At 73.5% G+C, this 16,599-nt stretch carries 5 protein-coding genes; all 5 read right to left on the bottom strand.

Features of this window, described 5'->3' with window-relative positions; translation table 11 throughout:
* The coding region (locus FFK22_RS31890) for a sugar ABC transporter ATP-binding protein (RefSeq protein ID WP_143956901.1) at positions 1-1,534 on the bottom strand (1,534 nt) is incomplete at its 3' end.
* A gap of 183 nt (positions 1,535-1,717) precedes the next feature.
* Positions 1,718-3,031 carry a sorbosone dehydrogenase family protein gene (locus tag FFK22_RS31885; RefSeq protein WP_138893277.1) on the bottom strand — a complete coding sequence of 438 codons (1,314 nt, stop codon included), beginning with the start codon at positions 3,029-3,031 and terminating at the stop codon, positions 1,718-1,720.
* Between the two features lie 152 nt (positions 3,032-3,183).
* Positions 3,184-5,478, bottom strand: a complete 2,295-nt coding sequence (locus FFK22_RS31880) for a transglycosylase domain-containing protein (protein WP_138893278.1) — start codon at positions 5,476-5,478, stop codon at positions 3,184-3,186.
* Positions 5,479-5,677: 199 nt separating this feature from the next.
* Positions 5,678-11,422: an alpha-2-macroglobulin family protein gene (locus tag FFK22_RS31875; RefSeq protein ID WP_138892277.1), complete on the bottom strand. Its 5,745-nt coding sequence runs from the start codon at positions 11,420-11,422 to the stop codon at positions 5,678-5,680.
* Complete coding sequence (locus tag FFK22_RS31870) at positions 11,422-16,572, bottom strand: hypothetical protein (protein ID WP_186002755.1); 5,151 nt, start codon at positions 16,570-16,572, stop codon at positions 11,422-11,424. Before FFK22_RS31870 ends, FFK22_RS31875 begins: the two co-directional genes overlap by 1 nt.
* Positions 16,573-16,599: the final 27 nt, after the last annotated feature.

Raw genomic sequence — 16,599 nt, 5'->3', positions numbered from 1 at the left:
TCACCCGCTCCTGCGTCGCCTCGGCGGCGGCGAACTCCCCGGCCATGCGGCCCTCGCGCAGCACCACCACGCGGTGGCACATGCCCAGCAGCTCCGGCAGCTCGGAGGAGATCAGGATGATCGCCATGCCGCGGGCCGCCAGCGCCGCGACCATCGCATGCACCTCGGCCTTGGTCTGGACGTCGATGCCCTGGGTCGGCTCGTCGAGGATCAGCAGGCGGGGATCCGTGGCCAGCCATTTCGACAGCACGATCTTCTGCTGGTTGCCGCCCGACAGGGTCTTCACCGGCTGGTCCAGGCTGCGGTAGCGCAGCTTCAGCTGCTCGATCGTGGGCGTGACCAGCGCTCGCTCCGCCGCCGCGTCGACCAAGCCCAGCCGGACGGTGCGGTCGATCACGGTGATCGACGCGTTGGTGAGGATGTCGAAATCCATCACCAGGCTCTGGCCGATGCGGTCCTCCGAGACATAGGCGATGCCGGCCGCCATGGCGTCGCGCGGCGAGGCGAAGGCGACGGGCGCGCCGGCCAGGGTGATGGTGCCGCGGTCCGGCGCATCGATGCCGAACAGCACGCGGGCGATCTCGGTGCGGCCACTGCCGACCAGCCCGCCCAGCCCCAGGATCTCGCCGGGCCGGACCGCGAAGCCGATATCCGCGAACACGCCGTCGCGCGACAGCCCCTCGACCGTCAGCAGCGGCTGGCCCGCGGCCGGCGGCAGCTCGGGATACATCATGGTCAGCGAGCGGCCGACCATCATCTGCACGGCGCGTTCGCGCGGCAGGTCGGCCGTCCGCTCGGTGCCGACGAAGCGGCCGTCGCGCAGCACGGTAATGCGGTCGGCGATCTCGTAGATCTCGTCCATGCGGTGGCCGACGAACAGCATGGCCACACCCTGCCGCTTCAGCCGGGCCACGACCTCGAACAGCCGGCGGACCTCGCGCTGCGACAGCGCCGCCGTCGGCTCGTCCATGATCAGCACGCGCGACCCCAGCGACAGGGCGCGGGCGATCTCGACCAGCTGCTGCTCGGAGGTGCGCAGGCGGCCGAGCAGCACCTCAGGCCCGCATTCCAGCCCGATCGCCGCCAGCAGCTCCCGCGTCCGGGCCTGCGCCGCCGCGTGGTCGACCGCGCCCGGCGCGGTGCGGGGCATGTGGCCCATGAACACGTTCTCGGCGACGCTTAGATCTGGGAACAGGCCGGGATGCTGGTGCATGACGGCGATGCCGGCGTGGCGGGAATCGATCGGCGAGGCGAAGGCGGCCGGGCGGCCATCGACCACGACATGCCCGGCATCGGGCCGGTACACCCCGGCCAGCAGCTTGACGCAGGTGCTCTTGCCGGCGCCGTTCTCGCCCAGCAGCGCCACCACCTCGCCGGGCCACAGGGAGAAGGACACGTCGTGCAGCGCGACCGTACCGCCGAAGGATTTCGACGCGCCGCACAGGCCGAAGGACTTCTGCGCGCCGGCCTGGCCGAAGAACTTTTGGGCGCCGGCATGGCCGGCGGCGGCAGGCACGGCGGTGACCTGGTTCATCGCGCTCCGGGCTCCCTGCATCGTCCTTGTTTTGGCCAAGCATGATCGAACGCAAGCGTTTGCGCAAGCGCTTGCGTACGGCCACCAAGCCTCCCCGGCCTCGGCGCCGTGACGCGCAGGGTCCGCTCTTGTTCAGGCCTTCAGGTATCGGTCCCGCGGCTCGACGCGTCGGCCACGGCGTGCTCAGCCGTGCCCCGGCGCGCCCGTCACCCGCCAGATCACGTCGCCGACGTCGTCCGCCACCAGCAGCGAGCCGTCCGGGCCGATGGTCACCCCCACCGGCCTTCCATAGGAGGCGCGTTCGTCCGGCGACAGGAAGCCGGTCAGGATGTCGCGCACCGGCCCGGCGGGACGTCCATTCACGAATGGCACAAAGGCGACCTTGTAGCCGCTCAACGTGCTGCGGTTCCAGGACCCGTGCTGCCCGATCGCCATGCCGTCGGGGAAGCCGGGCAGCGTGCCGGCCGGCAGCCAGCACAGGCCCAGCGACGCCGTGTGCCCGCCCAAAGCGAAATCCGGCGTTATCGCCGCCGCGACCATCGCCGGGTCCTGCGGCACCCGGTCGTCCACGATCCTGTCCCAATAGCAATAGGGCCAGCCGTAGAAGCCGCCGTCGCGCACCGATGTCAGATAATCGGGGGGCGTCTCGTCACCCAGCCCGTCGCGCTCATTCACCACCGTCCAGAGAACCCCGGTCGTCGGCTCCCACGCCATGCCGACGGGATTGCGCAGGCCACCGGCGAAGATGCGGCTCTGGCCGCTCTCGAGGTCCAGCTCGTGGATGGCGGCCCGGCCCTCTTCCACCGCCATCCCGTGGTCCGCGATATTGCTGAGCGAGCCGACGCCGATATAGAGCTTCCGCCCGTCGGGGCTCGCCAGCAGGCTCCGCGTCCAGTGCCCGCCGGGCTTCAGGTCGTTCAGCTTCCGCCCGGCCGCGCTGATGCGGGTGTCTCCGGGCGTGTACGGGAAGGCCATCACGCCATCGGTGTTGCCGACATAAAGCGTATCGCCGAGCTGCGCCATTCCGAAGGGCTGGTTCAGCCCGGCGAGGAACACCTCGCGGGTTTCGGCGACGCCGTCGCCATCGGCATCGCGCAGCAGGGTGATGCGGTTCGGGCTTTCGCCCACCGCGGCCGCGCGCTTCATCGTGCTGAACATGGCGTAGTCGAAGACCGACTTGATGCCCCCCGGCGCGCTCAGCGCCTCGGCCGTCAGCACGTCGCCATTCGGCAGGACGTGGATCCAGCGCGGATGCTTCAGGCCGGCGGCGAAGGCGTTGACCTGGAGCCCCGGCGCCGCGACCGGCGTCTGCCCGGCGGTCCATCCCTTTGCGGTCGGCATCTTCAGGGTCGGAATGCTGCCCTGGGGCTTCGCTGCCGGGATCGCCGGCGTGCTGCCGAAGGCCGGCTGGCGCGGGCCGTCGTGCCGGTGCCGCAAATGGATCGCTCCGGTGCCGACCAGCGCGACGACTCGAGCAAAGATGCCGGACAAGCTCATTGCGTTCCCCTACCTGCGTGAACACGGGCGACACGAAGCGCCGCGAGATTGGTACCAACGGTCTGTCAGGTTACAGGCATGCCGTGAACGCCGTCTGCGGAGACGGCGGGATCGAACCTAGGCTGAACGAGGGATGGGCGGAAGACGCTTGCTTATTCCACGACGATCCGCACCGGGCGCGACTCCCCGTCCTGCAGCGGCAGGCGCAGCTGGAAGCGGTGGGCGCCGGGCGTCAGCGGCCAATACACCGTCTCGTCCGGCCGCGCGGTGCGGAACGGCAGCCCGTCGACATACCAGACGATCTGGGCGACGCCGGGCGCCGTCGCGGCCTTCAGCGCCAGCCGGTCGAGCGCCGGCGGCATCTCCGGATTGCGCCAGATCCGGGCATTCTGCTCCGGCATCGTGATCGACAGGCGCGGCGGCCCGGCGGTGCCGATCGCCGGCCCATCCGACTCCAGCCCTGGCGCCCGGGCGACGGCAGGGACCACGGCCGGCGGCGTGGCGGCGTCGGCCTTGACCCATTCGACCAGGCGCTGGCGGCAGAAATCGGGGGCGGAACCGCCGGCCGGCACGCACAGCTCGACCGGCTTGTAGGCCCGCGGCGCCGGGAAGCCGGCATCCAGCAGGTCGCCGGGCCGGGCGCCGTGCAGCGTCATCAGCACGTCCTGGGCCAGCTTCGCGGCCGACCCGGCGCCGGCGACCTGGCGCATGGTCCCGGCATCCGGCCGGCCGAACCAGACTCCGACCATATAGTCCTGCGACCACGCCACCACCCAGGCGTCGCGGTAGCCCTGGGAGGTCCCGGTCTTCAGCGCCACCGGGAACGGGAACTCGGTGGTGCCGTAGCGTGGGAAGCTGGGCAGCCGGGCCATCGGGTCGGACAGGAACAATGTCACCAGCCGGGCGATGTCGGCCGACAGCACCCGGCGCGGCGGCGCCAGCGGCTGGCCGCGGTACCACACCAGGTCGCGCAGGGTCCCGTCATCGGCCAGCGCGCCATAGGCCTGCACCAGCCGGTCCAGGCTGGTCGGCAGCGACCCGATCGCCATCGACAGGCCGAAGCTCTCGGCCGGCACGTCCAGGTCGTGCAGCCCGAGCTCGCGGAAGAAGCGGAAGCCGCTGTCCAGCCCGATCCGGCGCAGCAGGTTCGTCGCCGGGATGTTGCGCGAATTGGCCAGCGCCTGGCGCGGCAGCACGGGGCCCAGGAAGCTGCGGTCGGCGTTGGAGATGCCGGACGCGCCTTCGGGCATGTCGGCCATCACATCGGTCGGGCTCAGCAGGGTGCGCTGCATCGCCAGGGCGTAGATGAAGGGCTTCAGCGTGCTGCCGGGCGACCGTATGGCGCGGCTGAAATCGATCGACCCGCCATTGGCGCCGCCATAGCGGGCGCTGCCGACATCGGCCAGCACCTCGCGATTGTCGCGCCGGGCCACCACCACCGCCACCTGCTGCGCCCCCATCGGGGACAGCGCCCGCAGCTGGCGCCGCGCCGCGGCGGTCACCGTCTCCTGGATCCCCAGATCCAGCGTGGTGCGCAGTCGCGGATCATTGGCAGGCAGGGCCTCGGCGCCGTTGCGCGCGATCATCTGGCGCAGCCGCAGGATGGCGGGCACGGCGTCGGGCCGGCGCGGCACCGGCGGCAGCCGCAGCTCGGCCAGCTGGGTGGTGGCCAGCGCCAGCTCCTGCGGGTCGATCACGCCCTGGCTTGCCAGCTCGTCCAGCGCCCGCTGGCCGCGCCGCTTGGCCCTTGCCAGCCCGTCCGGCCGGCGGGGGTTCATCAGGCTGGGCGCCTGCGGGATGGCGGACAGCAGGGCGATCTCGGCCCAGCTCAGATCCGCCACCGGCTTGTCGAAATACCAGCGCGCGGCATGGGCGATGCCGTGGCTGCCATTGCCGTAGGGCACCAGCCGCAGGTAATGCGCCAGCAGGGTCTGCCGGTCGTAGCGCTGGGTCAGCACCAGCGCGGTGCCGGCCTCCACCGCCTTGGACCACAGGGTGCGCGCCGCCGGCTGCTGCATTCGGGCGATCTGCATGGCGATGGTCGAGGCGCCGGACCGCACGCGGCCGCCCTCGAGGTTGTGCCACAAGGCCCGGGCGACGGCGCGCGGGTCGACACCCGGATGATCCCAGAAGCGCCGGTCCTCCAGCGCCAGGGTGGCGCGGACGACGCGGTCGGGCAAGGGATCGACGGTCCAGTAGCCGTAGTCGACAGTGCGCTTACCGTCCGCCGCGCGCTCCTCATGGCCGACCTGGGCCAGGAACTCGCCTTGCCGGTCATAGAGGATCGGGGTCGGCGCCGGCGCCTCCAGATGCGCCCGCTGCGCCACCTGGACGGCGAAGGTGCCGACCACGGCGAGGCCGAGGGCGAGCACGCCCAGGCCGATCCGGCGCCGCCAGCGGCGACGGGGCGGGGAGGGGAGCGTGGCGGAGGGAGACACGGGCTGCATCTAAGGCTGCCGGGACGTGTTGCCTCTCCCGCTTGCGGGAGAGGTCGGAGACGCGAAGCGGTTCCGGGTGAGGGGGTTTTGTCGAGGCCGGTGCCGGCCCTCACCCGGACGTCCTGGCGGACGTCCGACCTCTCCCGCCAGGCGGGAGAGGCAATCCGTTCGCCCGAAACTGCCCGAGGCCATCTTCATCCGCCCCGCCTCACGGGCTGACCACGATCCGGCCGCCGGCGCTGGCGCCGTAGATTCCGGTCCGGTACATCATCTCGGCTTCGCCCGGCGGCTGGATGAAGCTGCCCGCCACCTGCGCCCGCAGGCGGAAGCGCAGGGTCAGCGTGCCCTTGTCCAGCCGGTCGTAGAACACCCGCACCTCGTCGTCGCCATAGCTGGCATAGCTGGGCGGCACCGACGGGGCGGCCGAGGGCACGGCCTCCGCCGGCGCCGTCGCCAGGTTCGGGTTCAGCGGCTCGAACCCGGCCGCGATCGGCAGGCGCAGGGCCACCTGGGTGCGGGCCTCGGGGTTGACCAGCTCCGCCACCTCCTCGACCACCTCGCCGGCGGCGACATGGATGGCGCCGTCGCCGCCCGGGTCCAGCCGCTCCAGCGGGCCGTCGGCCGGCACCCGATACAGCTGGCGGGTCAGGACGAAGCCGTCCTGCACCGGCGCCGCCGCCGATCCCGGCGCCTGCGGCAACCAGCGCGCGTCGCCCAGCGCCACCACCGGCTGACCGCCCTGGTTGGCGACGCCGACCGGCCCGGCCTGGTCGATGCTCCAGCGCAGCACCGGCGCGTCGGGTCCCAGCGTCCCGGTCTGCTCGCCGCCGGGCAGCGACGCGGCGACCGGCACCGATCCGCTCGGCGCCACCCAGGCCACGGCCAGGGCGCGCAGCGCCGCCGCATCGGCATTGGTGCTGCCCCAGCCGGAGCCGTCGCCCAGGCCGATCAGCCCACTGCGCAGCACGCCCGCCACCGGATCCTCCGGCGCGGCGCGGGCGACCGCCAGCAGCACCTCGGACAGGGTGCGGGTCTCCGACGGCAGTACCATAGGGTTGGCCGGGCGGTCCTGCAGCCCGCCATAGACCGGCTGGCCGTCGCGCGACAGCAGCCGGACATTGGCCTTGACCTGGTCCAGCAGCCCGGCAACCCGGGCCGGGTCGGCGTCCGGTGCCGCCGCGACCACCGCGGTGATCTGCGCCAGCGATTCCAGCGGCAGCAGCGAGGCCCGCCGGCTCAGCTCCGCCAGATAGGCCGGGTCCGCCGTGCCGCCGGCGGCCAGGGCCGACAGGGCGGCGACCCGCTCGCGGATGTCCTCGCCCGTCAGGAAGCGCGGATAGTCCGAGCGCAGGGCCTGTTTCAGCACCTGGGCCAGCCGGTCCTTCAGGGCCGGGTCGACGGTCTCGCCTGCCTGCTCCGCCTGGATCAAGAAAGCGTAGGACGCGGCGGTCAGCATCACCGAGCCGCGTGACTTCGGCCAGAAGCCGACCAGCCCGTCCTCGTCGGTGGTGCGGATGATGCTCTGGATCGTCTTCTGCACATCGGCCGAGATGCGGTCCTGCAGCCCGGCCGCGGCCAGGACCGCAGCATAGGGCTTCAGCGCCAGCTCGGCGCTGGACAGCGCCATCACCTGCTCGGTGCAGCCGAACGGATAGTCGGCCAGCGCGTTCAGCCCGGCGACCAGCCGCACCAGGGCGGGATCGGCCGCCAGCGCCACCGAGGCGGAATAGGAGCCGGGGCGGACGTCGCCCGGCGCGGCCAGCAGATCCTGCCGGGCGCCCGGCGCCAGCTCGACGATCCGGCGCTCGCGCAGCGGTGGCCGGTCCGGCCGGATCGGCAGCGCGATCTCGACCGCGTCGCCGGCCTTGTCGGCGTCGCGCTGCAGCAGCAGGCGCAGCTTGGCCGTGTCCTGGCCCGGCGCCGGGTCGGGCACCGAAACCGGGAAGCTGATCTTCGCCGGCCGGTTGCCGTCCCAGGCGAAGGCGCGGTCCTTCGACCCCTGCACGGTCAGCCCGTCGACGCTGATGCCGGCGCGGCCGGAGCCGCCCGGGCCCTCGACCACGCGGCCGACCAGCCCGGCATCGAAGCTGTCGCCCGGCCGCACGAAGCGGGGCAAGGCCGGCTGGGCCACGATCGGCTGCCGCACCTTGACCTCGCCGGTGCCGAAGCCGAAGCGGTCCGGCCCGCTGGTGACCACGGCGCGGATCTTGTAGACGGTCAGCGTGTCCGGCAGCTTGACCTTGACCTTGGCGGTGCCGTCCGGCCCGACCTGGACATGCGGCAGGTAGATCGGCACCGGGTTGAAGTTGCGGCGGACGGAGATGTTCTCCACCCCCCATTCGTCGGTCGCCTCGTCGCCGCCCGGCACCTCCTCCAGCGGGACCACGCCGAAGGCCATGTTGCGGGTGTCGCGCGCCGCCATCTGCGACACGCGGGCGACGATGAACTTGGGCAGCGGGTCCAGCGGCTGCTCCCGGGCCAGGGACAGCACCGCCTGGTCAACCATCCAGAAGGTGGCCTCGCCGCCCAGCGGCTTGCCCTTCAGGTCGGCCAGGTGGAGCGTGACCTCGATCTCCTGCGCCGGGCGGGCGCTGGGCGGCGCGTCCAGCGTCACCGCCACCTGGTTCTCGACCGGGGTGACCTTGACCCAGGCGGTGGTCGCCAGCGTCACCGGCTTGCCCTGGTCGAAGGGCGCGGTGGCGGCTTGGCCGTCGCCCGGCAGGCGCCCGCGCATGATCAGGAAATGCACCGGCAGCCGCGGCATCTGCGCCTTGCGCACCGGCACGGCGTAGCGGCCGAAGCCGTTGGCGATGTCGACCCAGTCGTAGCGGAACTGGCCCTCCGGCTCCTCGACGATGGCGAGGGCGCGGGCGGTCTGGAACGGGCTCTCGATCACCAGCGTCGCAGTCTCGCCGGGGGCGTAGGCGTCTTTGTCGGCGGTGACGGTGACGTTCTGCCCCGGCGGGCGGGACCAGGTCACCGGCGTGTCACCGGCGGCGAACAGGTCGACCTTCACCGACTGGCTGCGGCCGATCTTGTCCGCGGCCTCGACCGAGACGATGTAGACCCCGGCCTCCGGCAAGGCGAAATGCAGCGCCTGGACATCGGCGGTGGAGGTGACCTTCCGCTCCTCGATCGTCTCGTCGATCACCTGGGTGACGTATTTGGCCGAGCCCTGGCTGAAATCGCTGGCCTGCAGCACCGAGTTCCAGTTGCGGTGGATCAGCTTCACCGTCATCTCGACGCCCGGCAGCGGCTTGCCGGCGGCGTCGACCGCCAGGATCTCCGGGTCCACCGCATCCGCCTTGGGCAGATAGCGCGGCACCTTCAGCCCCAGGGTGAAGGGCGGCAGCGCCACCACATGCTGGGTGCTACGGATCTGCATGTCGTCGTCGCCGGTGACCGTGGCCTCGACCACGTAGCGGCGCGGCTGGGCGGTCGGCTCGATCGTCGGGTCCAGCGTGATCTGGGCCGACCCGCCGGCATCGGTCTTGCCGTCCTGCTGCAGCACGGGGGTGGAGCGGAACTCGTGCTCGCCCGAGAAGCGGGAGTCGCTGGAGAACTGGAAGCCCTCGCGCCCCGGCGGGGTCCAGCTGTAGGGGAACTGCGTCACACGCCACTTGATCGGGCGGTCGGCCAAGAGGCCGCCGGCGAAGTAGCGGGCCAGCAGTGAGACCTGGATCTGGCTGTCCAGCGGCGCCGAATCCGGGCCGTTCAGCAGCACCTCGAAGGTCGGAAGCTTGTAGGCCTCCTTCTTGAACGGCACCTGGCCGCATTCGTCGCCGTCGGGGTCGACGAAGCGCACGCTGTAATCGCCCGTCGCCTCGGTCTTCTCCTCGAAGCGCTGGTAGAAGCCGCCATTGCCGTCCAGCGACACCGGCATCCGCCATTCCTGGTCGTCCGGGCCGTTGACCACGACCTCGCCCTTGCCCTTGGCGAAGGACAGGCTGCCGCCGAGATAGGAGCGGACGAAGCCGCGGATCTCCACCGCCTCCTCCGGCCGGTAGATCGGCCGCTCGGTGAAGACGTGGCACAGCATCTGCGGCCGCTCGCGGCGGGACGCGACGTCGCCGAAGCCCCAGGCCAGCCAGGACTCGTCCGGTTTGGTCCAGTTCTCCTGCGCGTATTGCGCCGGGCCGTTCTCCGGCTCCAGCACCAGCGTGTCGGTGCCCTTGGCCACGACGATGCGCCGGATCTCCGGCTCGTCGGCATAGGCGCCCTTCGGCGCCCAGGTGAAGCCGCCATCGGCCCCGGTGACGCCGCGGGCCAAGGTGACGAACTCGTCGTCGCGCACGCCCTCCAGCCGGATCTCGGCGCCCTCGACCGGCTTGGCGCTGTTCAGCGAGGTGACGGCGAAGCGGATGCGCTGCGGCTCCTCCACCGTCGACAGGGTCAGGTCGGTCACCTGCAGCCGCAGCCAGCGCCGGTCGGCGCCGTCGACCGGCCGCAGCCCGACCAGATAGGTGCCGGGCTGGTTGGCGCCGGCGATCTTCGCCAGCAGCGGCTTGAGGTCGAGGCCGAACTTGGCCGAGATGCCGCCGCGCAGCGAGGGCAGCGGCAGCAGCTCGGACACGGAGGGCGAGCCCAGCGCGGCGATCCGCTCCGCCATCGCGTCGCGGTCGATCGCCGCCGCATCCTTCCAGGGCGACGGCTCGTTGCCGGCCAAGGGCGGCGTGGTGTCGTCCTGGGTGGTCAGGCCCTCTGCCGGGAACGGCCAGAAGTCGCGGCCCAGCGGGTCGATGCGGTGGATGCGGATGTCGGCGCGGTCATAGCCATGGCCGCGCAGCGGCACCATCTGCGGCCCGAGCCGCTCGCTGATGCCCTGGCCGGCATCCCAGGCCAGGGCCGGCAGGTCGGGCGGGAACACGAAGCGGGCATTGGTGGCGGGGCCGGACAGGGCGCGGCCGCGCACATCCTTCAGGCTGCCGGGGTCGACCCGCAGGGTGTAGACGGTGTCCGGCAGGAACCGGCCGGTCAGGGTCAGGTCGCGGCCGTCGGGCTCCAGCGCCAAATCGTCGACCGCCGGGGTGAGGCGGAACACGTCGCGGGCGCGGACCACGTCCAGCGCCTCCGGCTCGTTCGAGAAGCGCAGGCGCAGCCGGCGCTCGCCGGTCGGCTGCGCCTCCTCGCCCTCATAGGGCGTCGGCTGGCTGCAGCGCAGCACGCCATCCTGCAGGTCCTGCTGGAAGCTGCGGCCGCAGGACGCGTCGGTGACGGTGAAGGGTGCGGCGCTGCGCAGCCGCAGCTCGAAGATCGGGTCGTCCAGCCCGGCGGCGTCGGACAGGCGCAGCCGCAGGATCGCCATCCGCCCGTCCGGGATCGGCTGGCGCAGGGTCACGACATAGCCCTGCTGCGCGGTGCGGTCGGCCCGCTCCAGCGCCTTGATGGTGAAGTCCTGCGCCGTCAGCTGCTGGCTGCCTTGGCCGTCGAAGCCGGGCAGGGGCCGCAGCTCGATGGTCAGCAGCCGGGCCAGGGCCTGGATGTCGACCGGGTCGGCGAAGGTCAGGCCGATGGTGTCGAGGTCGGCGATGCCGTCCGGCTGGTCGGCCGGGCTGGTGGCGACCGGCGTCGGCAGCAGCGGCACCAGCTCGGTGGCGCGGCCGGCGGAGGTGACGGTGACGCGGCGCAGCGGCTCCCACGGCTCGGCCGGGCGGAACTGCAGCACGCGGGGCCCCAGCCACTGCCAGGCGCCGGCTTGGTCCGGCGACAGCGTGGCGAATTTGGCGGGGTCATCCTCCGGCCCGCCGTCGCGCGGCCCGGCGTCATGGTCGAAGAAGACGGTGACCGGGTCCCAGCGGCGCAGGAACTTCTCCGGCACCACCTGGACGCCGTCGGCGCGCTGGATCTGGTCCATCGTCGCCGGCGGGGCCGCGGCGGTCTGCGCCAAAGCGGGGGCGGCGAGCGGGCCGGAGACCGAGGCAAGCAGGGCGAGGATGAGGGGAAGGCAGGTCATCACTTGCCTCTCGCATGGGTCGCCGGGGCCAGCCCGGCCAGGTCCAGATAGCCGCGGATCACATCCTCGGGCGGCCCGCTCGGCCGGGCCTTGATGCCGACCACCGCCGGGCGCACCAGCGTGGCCGGGGCGTCAGGCGGCACCTGCGCCTCGATCAGGTAGCGGCCGGGGGTCAAATGGCGCATCTGCACCACCCCGTCGCCCAGGGGCTTGCCGTCGGCGTCGAGCAGCCGGACGCGGGCGCGGTCGGGCTCGGCCCGGATGCCGATGCCGATGTCGCTGTCCTTCTCGACCGTGAAGCCGAACAGGGCGGTGCCGCCGGACGCTACGGTGACCGGGTCGCCGACGCCCTCGGCCAGCGGCGCGATCGGCGTCGCCCCCAGCTCGATCGAGCCGGACAGCGGCCCGTCCTGCGGCGAGAACAGGCGCAGCAACGACGCATCCTGCAAGTAGCGGTGGAACTCCGCCCCGGCCGGGAACAGCTCCGGCGCGTCGATGTCGGCGGCCAGGATCACCGGCGCGGTGGTGCGGGCGGTCAGCAGCGCCGGTTGCGGCGATGTCACCCGCAGGGTCATGGCCTCGCCGGCCAGCGGCAGGATGCCGGGCAGCGGCGCCTCCTGCAGCTCCGGCTGCGGCCATGGGCCGTACTCATTGGCCTCCATCCAGGCGGCGACCAGGCCGGCATCGTGGCGCAGCACCACCAGGCCTGGGCCGGTCAGGTGGATCCGGCGGCCGCTGGCCACATGCCCGTCGCGGCCGATCACGGTGGCCTCGGCGGCGCCGGCGACGATCAGGCGGTGGCCCGGGCCGGTGCCGTCCGGCAGTGCCAGCAGCACCGAGCCCTCGGCGCCGAAGAAGCGCTTCATCACCGTGTCGGTGGCCAGCGCCGGGGTGGGCGACGGGTCGGGGATCTGCGCCAGCGAGACGGGGGCGGGCTTGGCGCCGGTGTTGACCAGCAGCAGCTCGGTCCAGGCACCGTCCAGCGACCAGCTGGCGGGCGTGTCGCCGGCCCAGGCGGTTTCGGCCTCCGGGGCTTTCCAGCCGGCGATGGCGGCGACGCCGGCCGGCAGGTCCAGCCGCAGCCGCTTCGCCCCGGCGGGCAGGGTCACCGGCAGGGCGCTGCCCGGGGCCAGCGTGGCGGATAGGGCGGCATCGGCGCGGCGCTCGGCGGCGAGGGCGAGGTCCAGGCCGGTTAGCTCCAGCCGCAGGGCGCCGGCCCCGGCCGCATTGCGGATGGTCAGCGGCGCGGAGGGCGCGCCCAGGGCGAAGGCCTCGCCGGCGGCCACGCCCATGCCGAGCCCGGCGTCGAGCCCGGGCTGGCCGTCGCCGGAGCGCGCCAGCCAGGCCCGCAGCCGGCCGGGCTGCGCCGGGAACGGCGGCAGGGTCGCGGCCTCGCCGGCGGCGAGGTCCAGCGCGGTGGAGCGGGCCGGGTCAGTGGCCAGCGGCGCCAGGGTCGGCTTCGCCGGCTGCGCCGTGCGGCCCAGCAGCCACAGCCGGTCGGATTGCGGCGCCAGCACAGGTGCGGTCAGCGGCCGCAGCGCCCAGCCGGGGGCGGAACCCTGCCACAGCCCGCCATCGAGGTCGGCGCCGTCGATCCGCTGCAGCCCGGCGCCGGGGGCGGCGACCAGGGCGGCGGCCAGGGTCTGCGGCAGGCCGTCCAGCGCCAGGGGCGCCAGGGCGACCGCGCCGGGCTGCTGCGGCTGCGCGTCGACCAATCGGGCGGCGAAGCGCAGCGGCTGGCCGCCGCCATCGACGGTCCAGACCGAAGCGCGCCAGGGCCGGGAGGCATCGCCATCCGCCGGCACGGCGACGGCGGGGGCCAGGCCGCGGTCGATCGCCACGCTGGCCCAGGCGCCGTCGGCGCCCTGGCGCTCCAACGCCAGCATCAGCTCGGCGGAGGAGGTGGCGGCGGCAACCATCAGGCTGCCGGCGGCGGCCGCCGGCATCGCCAGGCGGTGCACCGTCGGGCCGGTCAGCTCGACCGTCCCGGACGGTTGGGCCGCGGCCACGGCGCCGTCCTCGGCCGGCAGCGACAGCCGCAGCTCGGTGGTCGGCCCGGAACTGTCGCCCGAATCCTCTGAATCGCTCGACTCGTCCGAGCTGTCGCTCGATTCGTCACTGGAGCTGGAGGTCGTGGCCGCCTCGACCTGGACGAGGTCGAGCGTGTAGCGGCCGGCCGGCAGGTACTGCGACACGGCGATGTTCCAGTCGCCGTCGCGGTCGTCGAAGCGGCCCAGCACCTGGCCCTGGGCGTCGCGCAGCACGGCCTTGACGTCGAGGCCGCCGAAGCTGGTCAGGCTGACCACCCGGTCGGTGGCGATGCTGAACGGCACGGTCGAGGGCAGCGGGACCTCGCGCACCGCGTCAGGCTGCAACTCGTCGGTGTGCAGCGACAGGGTGTAGTCCAGCCGGTCGTTGCGGCCCAGGCTGGTGGCCTCGACCCGGTAGCGCCCGGCCGGCAGCTCGCCGGCGAAGGCGGCGCTGCTGCTGAACCGGGCCACCGGCGCGGCCTCGGGCGGGGCCAGCCGGCGCAGCTCGGCGACCATGCCGTCGCTCAGGATCAGGGTGGCCTTGGCCGGGCCGGCCAGGGCGAAGTCCCACTGGTCCGGCGTGCGCGGATCCCCGCGCCCCGCCGGCTCGCGCCACTGGAAGGCCTGGTCGGCGTCGAAGGGCAGCGGGTGCGGGCCGTGGCCCTCCAGCGCCATCTCGGGCTCGATCCGGGTCAGGCGGGCGACCACGCGGGTGTCGACCGCCTCGGGCAGGATCATCAGGCTGTAGCGGCCGGCGGCCAGCGCCTGCTCCAGCCCCGACAGGTCGCCGGCGGCCAGCAGCGGCCAGCCCTCGGCATCCTCGAGGCGGGCGGTGAAACTGCGGTCCAGGCCCAGGATCTCCAGCCGGTATTGGCCGTCGGCCGGGATATCGACCGGGAACAGGATGCCGCTGCCGGCGGGCAGGGCAGCGCGCACGGTGCCGGCGGGCACCAGCGCCGCGCCGGACAGCATCGGGGTGGGGCGGGCGGTGATGCCGACCCGGCCGGTGCCGTCCTCGGCCTTGGCGGTGACGCGGTAGCGGCCGGCCCGCAGATACTGCTGCAGCAGCATGTTCTGGCCGGCGCCATTGGCCGCGGCCTCGCCCAGCGAGGCGATGAAGGGCGTGCCGATCGACCCGCTGGTGCGCAGCCGGCCCAGCGTCTCGACCCGGTACAGGCCGCCATCGGCCACTGCCAGGGCGAAGCTCCGCTCGGCGTCGCGGTCCAGGTCGAACCAGGCGGGCTTGCCGGCCTGCAGCGCGGTCAGCGGCGGCGGCGGGGTGACGGCCGGGTCCGGCAGCGGCGCCGCGGGCGGCCGCCAGGAGAGGATCGTGGTGCGCGGCTTGTCCGGCGCCGGCAGGGTCAGGTCGGCGCTGGTGGCGCTGGCCTTGACCGGCGAGGGCTTCAGCTCGGTGGTGCCGGCGCCGACCTCGGTCCGCAGCAGCGTGCCGTCGGCCGGGTGCTTCAGCGACAGGCCCAGCGGCTCCCCTGCGCCCTGGGTCACGGCCAGCGGCCCGTCGGCGAGGTCGAGCGGCCAGGGCCGGGCCGACAGCGCGGTCCGCGCCTGGGGGCCGCTGTTGGCGATCAGCCGCAGCGTCTGGCCCTGAGCCAGCCCCTGCGGGCCGAAGCCGACCACCGGATCGGCCGGCTGCAGCGGCCGGCTGTCCTGCGGCACCAGCCCGGGCGGCCCGACAGTCAGGTCGAGGATGCCGGTGGCGCCGTCGACCGGGTCCAGCTTCAGCATGTACCAGCCGGCCGCCAGGTCCCAGGACGAGCTGGCGCCGCTGCTGCGGGGGGCCTGGACGTCGCCGCTCGGGACGGTGATCGACGGCCGGATCGCCGGGCCGGCGCCGCGCACGGCGATCGGACCGGGGGCCGTGACGTGCAGCAGCAGCGTGCTGGGGCCGCGCAGGTTGAAGCGCTGGCGCCAGGCCGCGCCCGGGCCGATCTGCGGCGCGTTGCTGGCGACCGTGACTGCCGGCTTGTCCTTCTCGGTGCGGACCAGCGCCAGGGTGGCCGGCAACTCGTCGCCGCCATAGCCCGCGGTCGGGGCCGCCAGCCACCATTGCCCGGCCTGCGAGACGGCCATGCCGCTCGGCGACTCGATCGCCCGCAGCTGGAAGGCCTGGCCGGCCGCGCCGGTCAGCTCGACCACGCGGTCCCCGGGGGTCTGCGACGCGACTGAAGTGGCCGACGTCGTCGGCTCCCGGCTCTTCTTGTCGATCGCGCCGCCGGACACGATTCCGGTGCCGTCCAACACGCGAAGCCCGGCGCCGGCGGGGGCGGGCAGGGCCAGGCGGAACAGCCGGGCGCTGCCGTCGATCCGGTACAGGTCGCGGCCGAACGGCCCGATCGTGCCGCCGACCCAGCCGGCCAGCAGCGCGTCGGCGGCGCCGAAGCGGATGTGGAAGGGCTGGGTGGTGTCGCCGTCGGCCCAGGCCGCTTCCGGGCCGCCATAGGCGGTGACCAGGTAGGTGCCCGGCTCCAGCGTGTCTTCGAAGGTGATGTCGGTCATCGGGTGGCCGGCCACAGGCTCGATGGTCCGCACCCGCCCGGTCTGCGGCACCAGCTCGGTGCCGTTCCGCCAGAAGCGCAGATCGGCCAGGCTGCGGCCCGCCGCCTCCAGCCGCAGGAAGCCCGGCGCCTCAACCGCAAGCCAGAAGGAGCGCTGCTGCAGGTCGGCCAGCGCCGTGCTCTGCACCACGCCGTCGCGCGGGCGCAGGGCCGGAGCTTCGGCCTCGCGGAACGGGGCGACCGTCAGCGCGGCGTCGCCCTCGGCCCCCTTGGCGCCGAACAGCCGCAGCTTGTAGGTGCCGACATCCAGCAGCACGTCCAGCCGGCCATCGGTGGCGCCGGCCTCGCCCATCGGCTCCGACGGGCCGGTCAGCATGTCGACCAGCTGGATGGCGACGCCGCTCTGGCTGCGGACGCGGATCGAGAACCGGCCCGGCTGCAACACGCGCAGCAGCGTGTCGTGCTGGCCGGCGGCGGGAAACTTGTCCTGGTCGACGGTGGCCGCCGCGGCCGTGGGCGCCGCGGGGGCCGCGGTCTGCGCCAAAGCGGGCGGGGCGGCCAGGGCGGCCAGCAGGCCCAGCAGCTTGATCCAACGACGGGCATTCATGGCGTCACCCCCCAGTCCGGATCGTCG

The sequence above is a fragment of the Mycobacterium sp. KBS0706 genome (assembly GCF_005938675.2).
Classification (GTDB): Bacteria; Pseudomonadota; Alphaproteobacteria; order DSM-16000; family Inquilinaceae; genus Inquilinus.
Note: the sequence above shows the minus strand (reverse complement) of the source record. Positions and strands in the feature narration are given on the sequence as shown.

Bases quoted from the DNA above. Each gene is read 5' to 3' on its own strand.
- FFK22_RS31880 (WP_138893278.1), bottom strand. From the start codon at position 5,478: ATGCAGCCCGTGTCTCCCTCCGCCACGCTCCCCTCCCCGCCCCGTCGC.
- FFK22_RS31885 (WP_138893277.1), bottom strand. From the start codon at position 3,031: ATGAGCTTGTCCGGCATCTTTGCTCGAGTCGTCGCGCTGGTCGGCACC.
- FFK22_RS31870 (WP_186002755.1), bottom strand. From the start codon at position 16,572: ATGAATGCCCGTCGTTGGATCAAGCTGCTGGGCCTGCTGGCCGCCCTG.
- FFK22_RS31875 (WP_138892277.1), bottom strand. From the start codon at position 11,422: ATGACCTGCCTTCCCCTCATCCTCGCCCTGCTTGCCTCGGTCTCCGGC.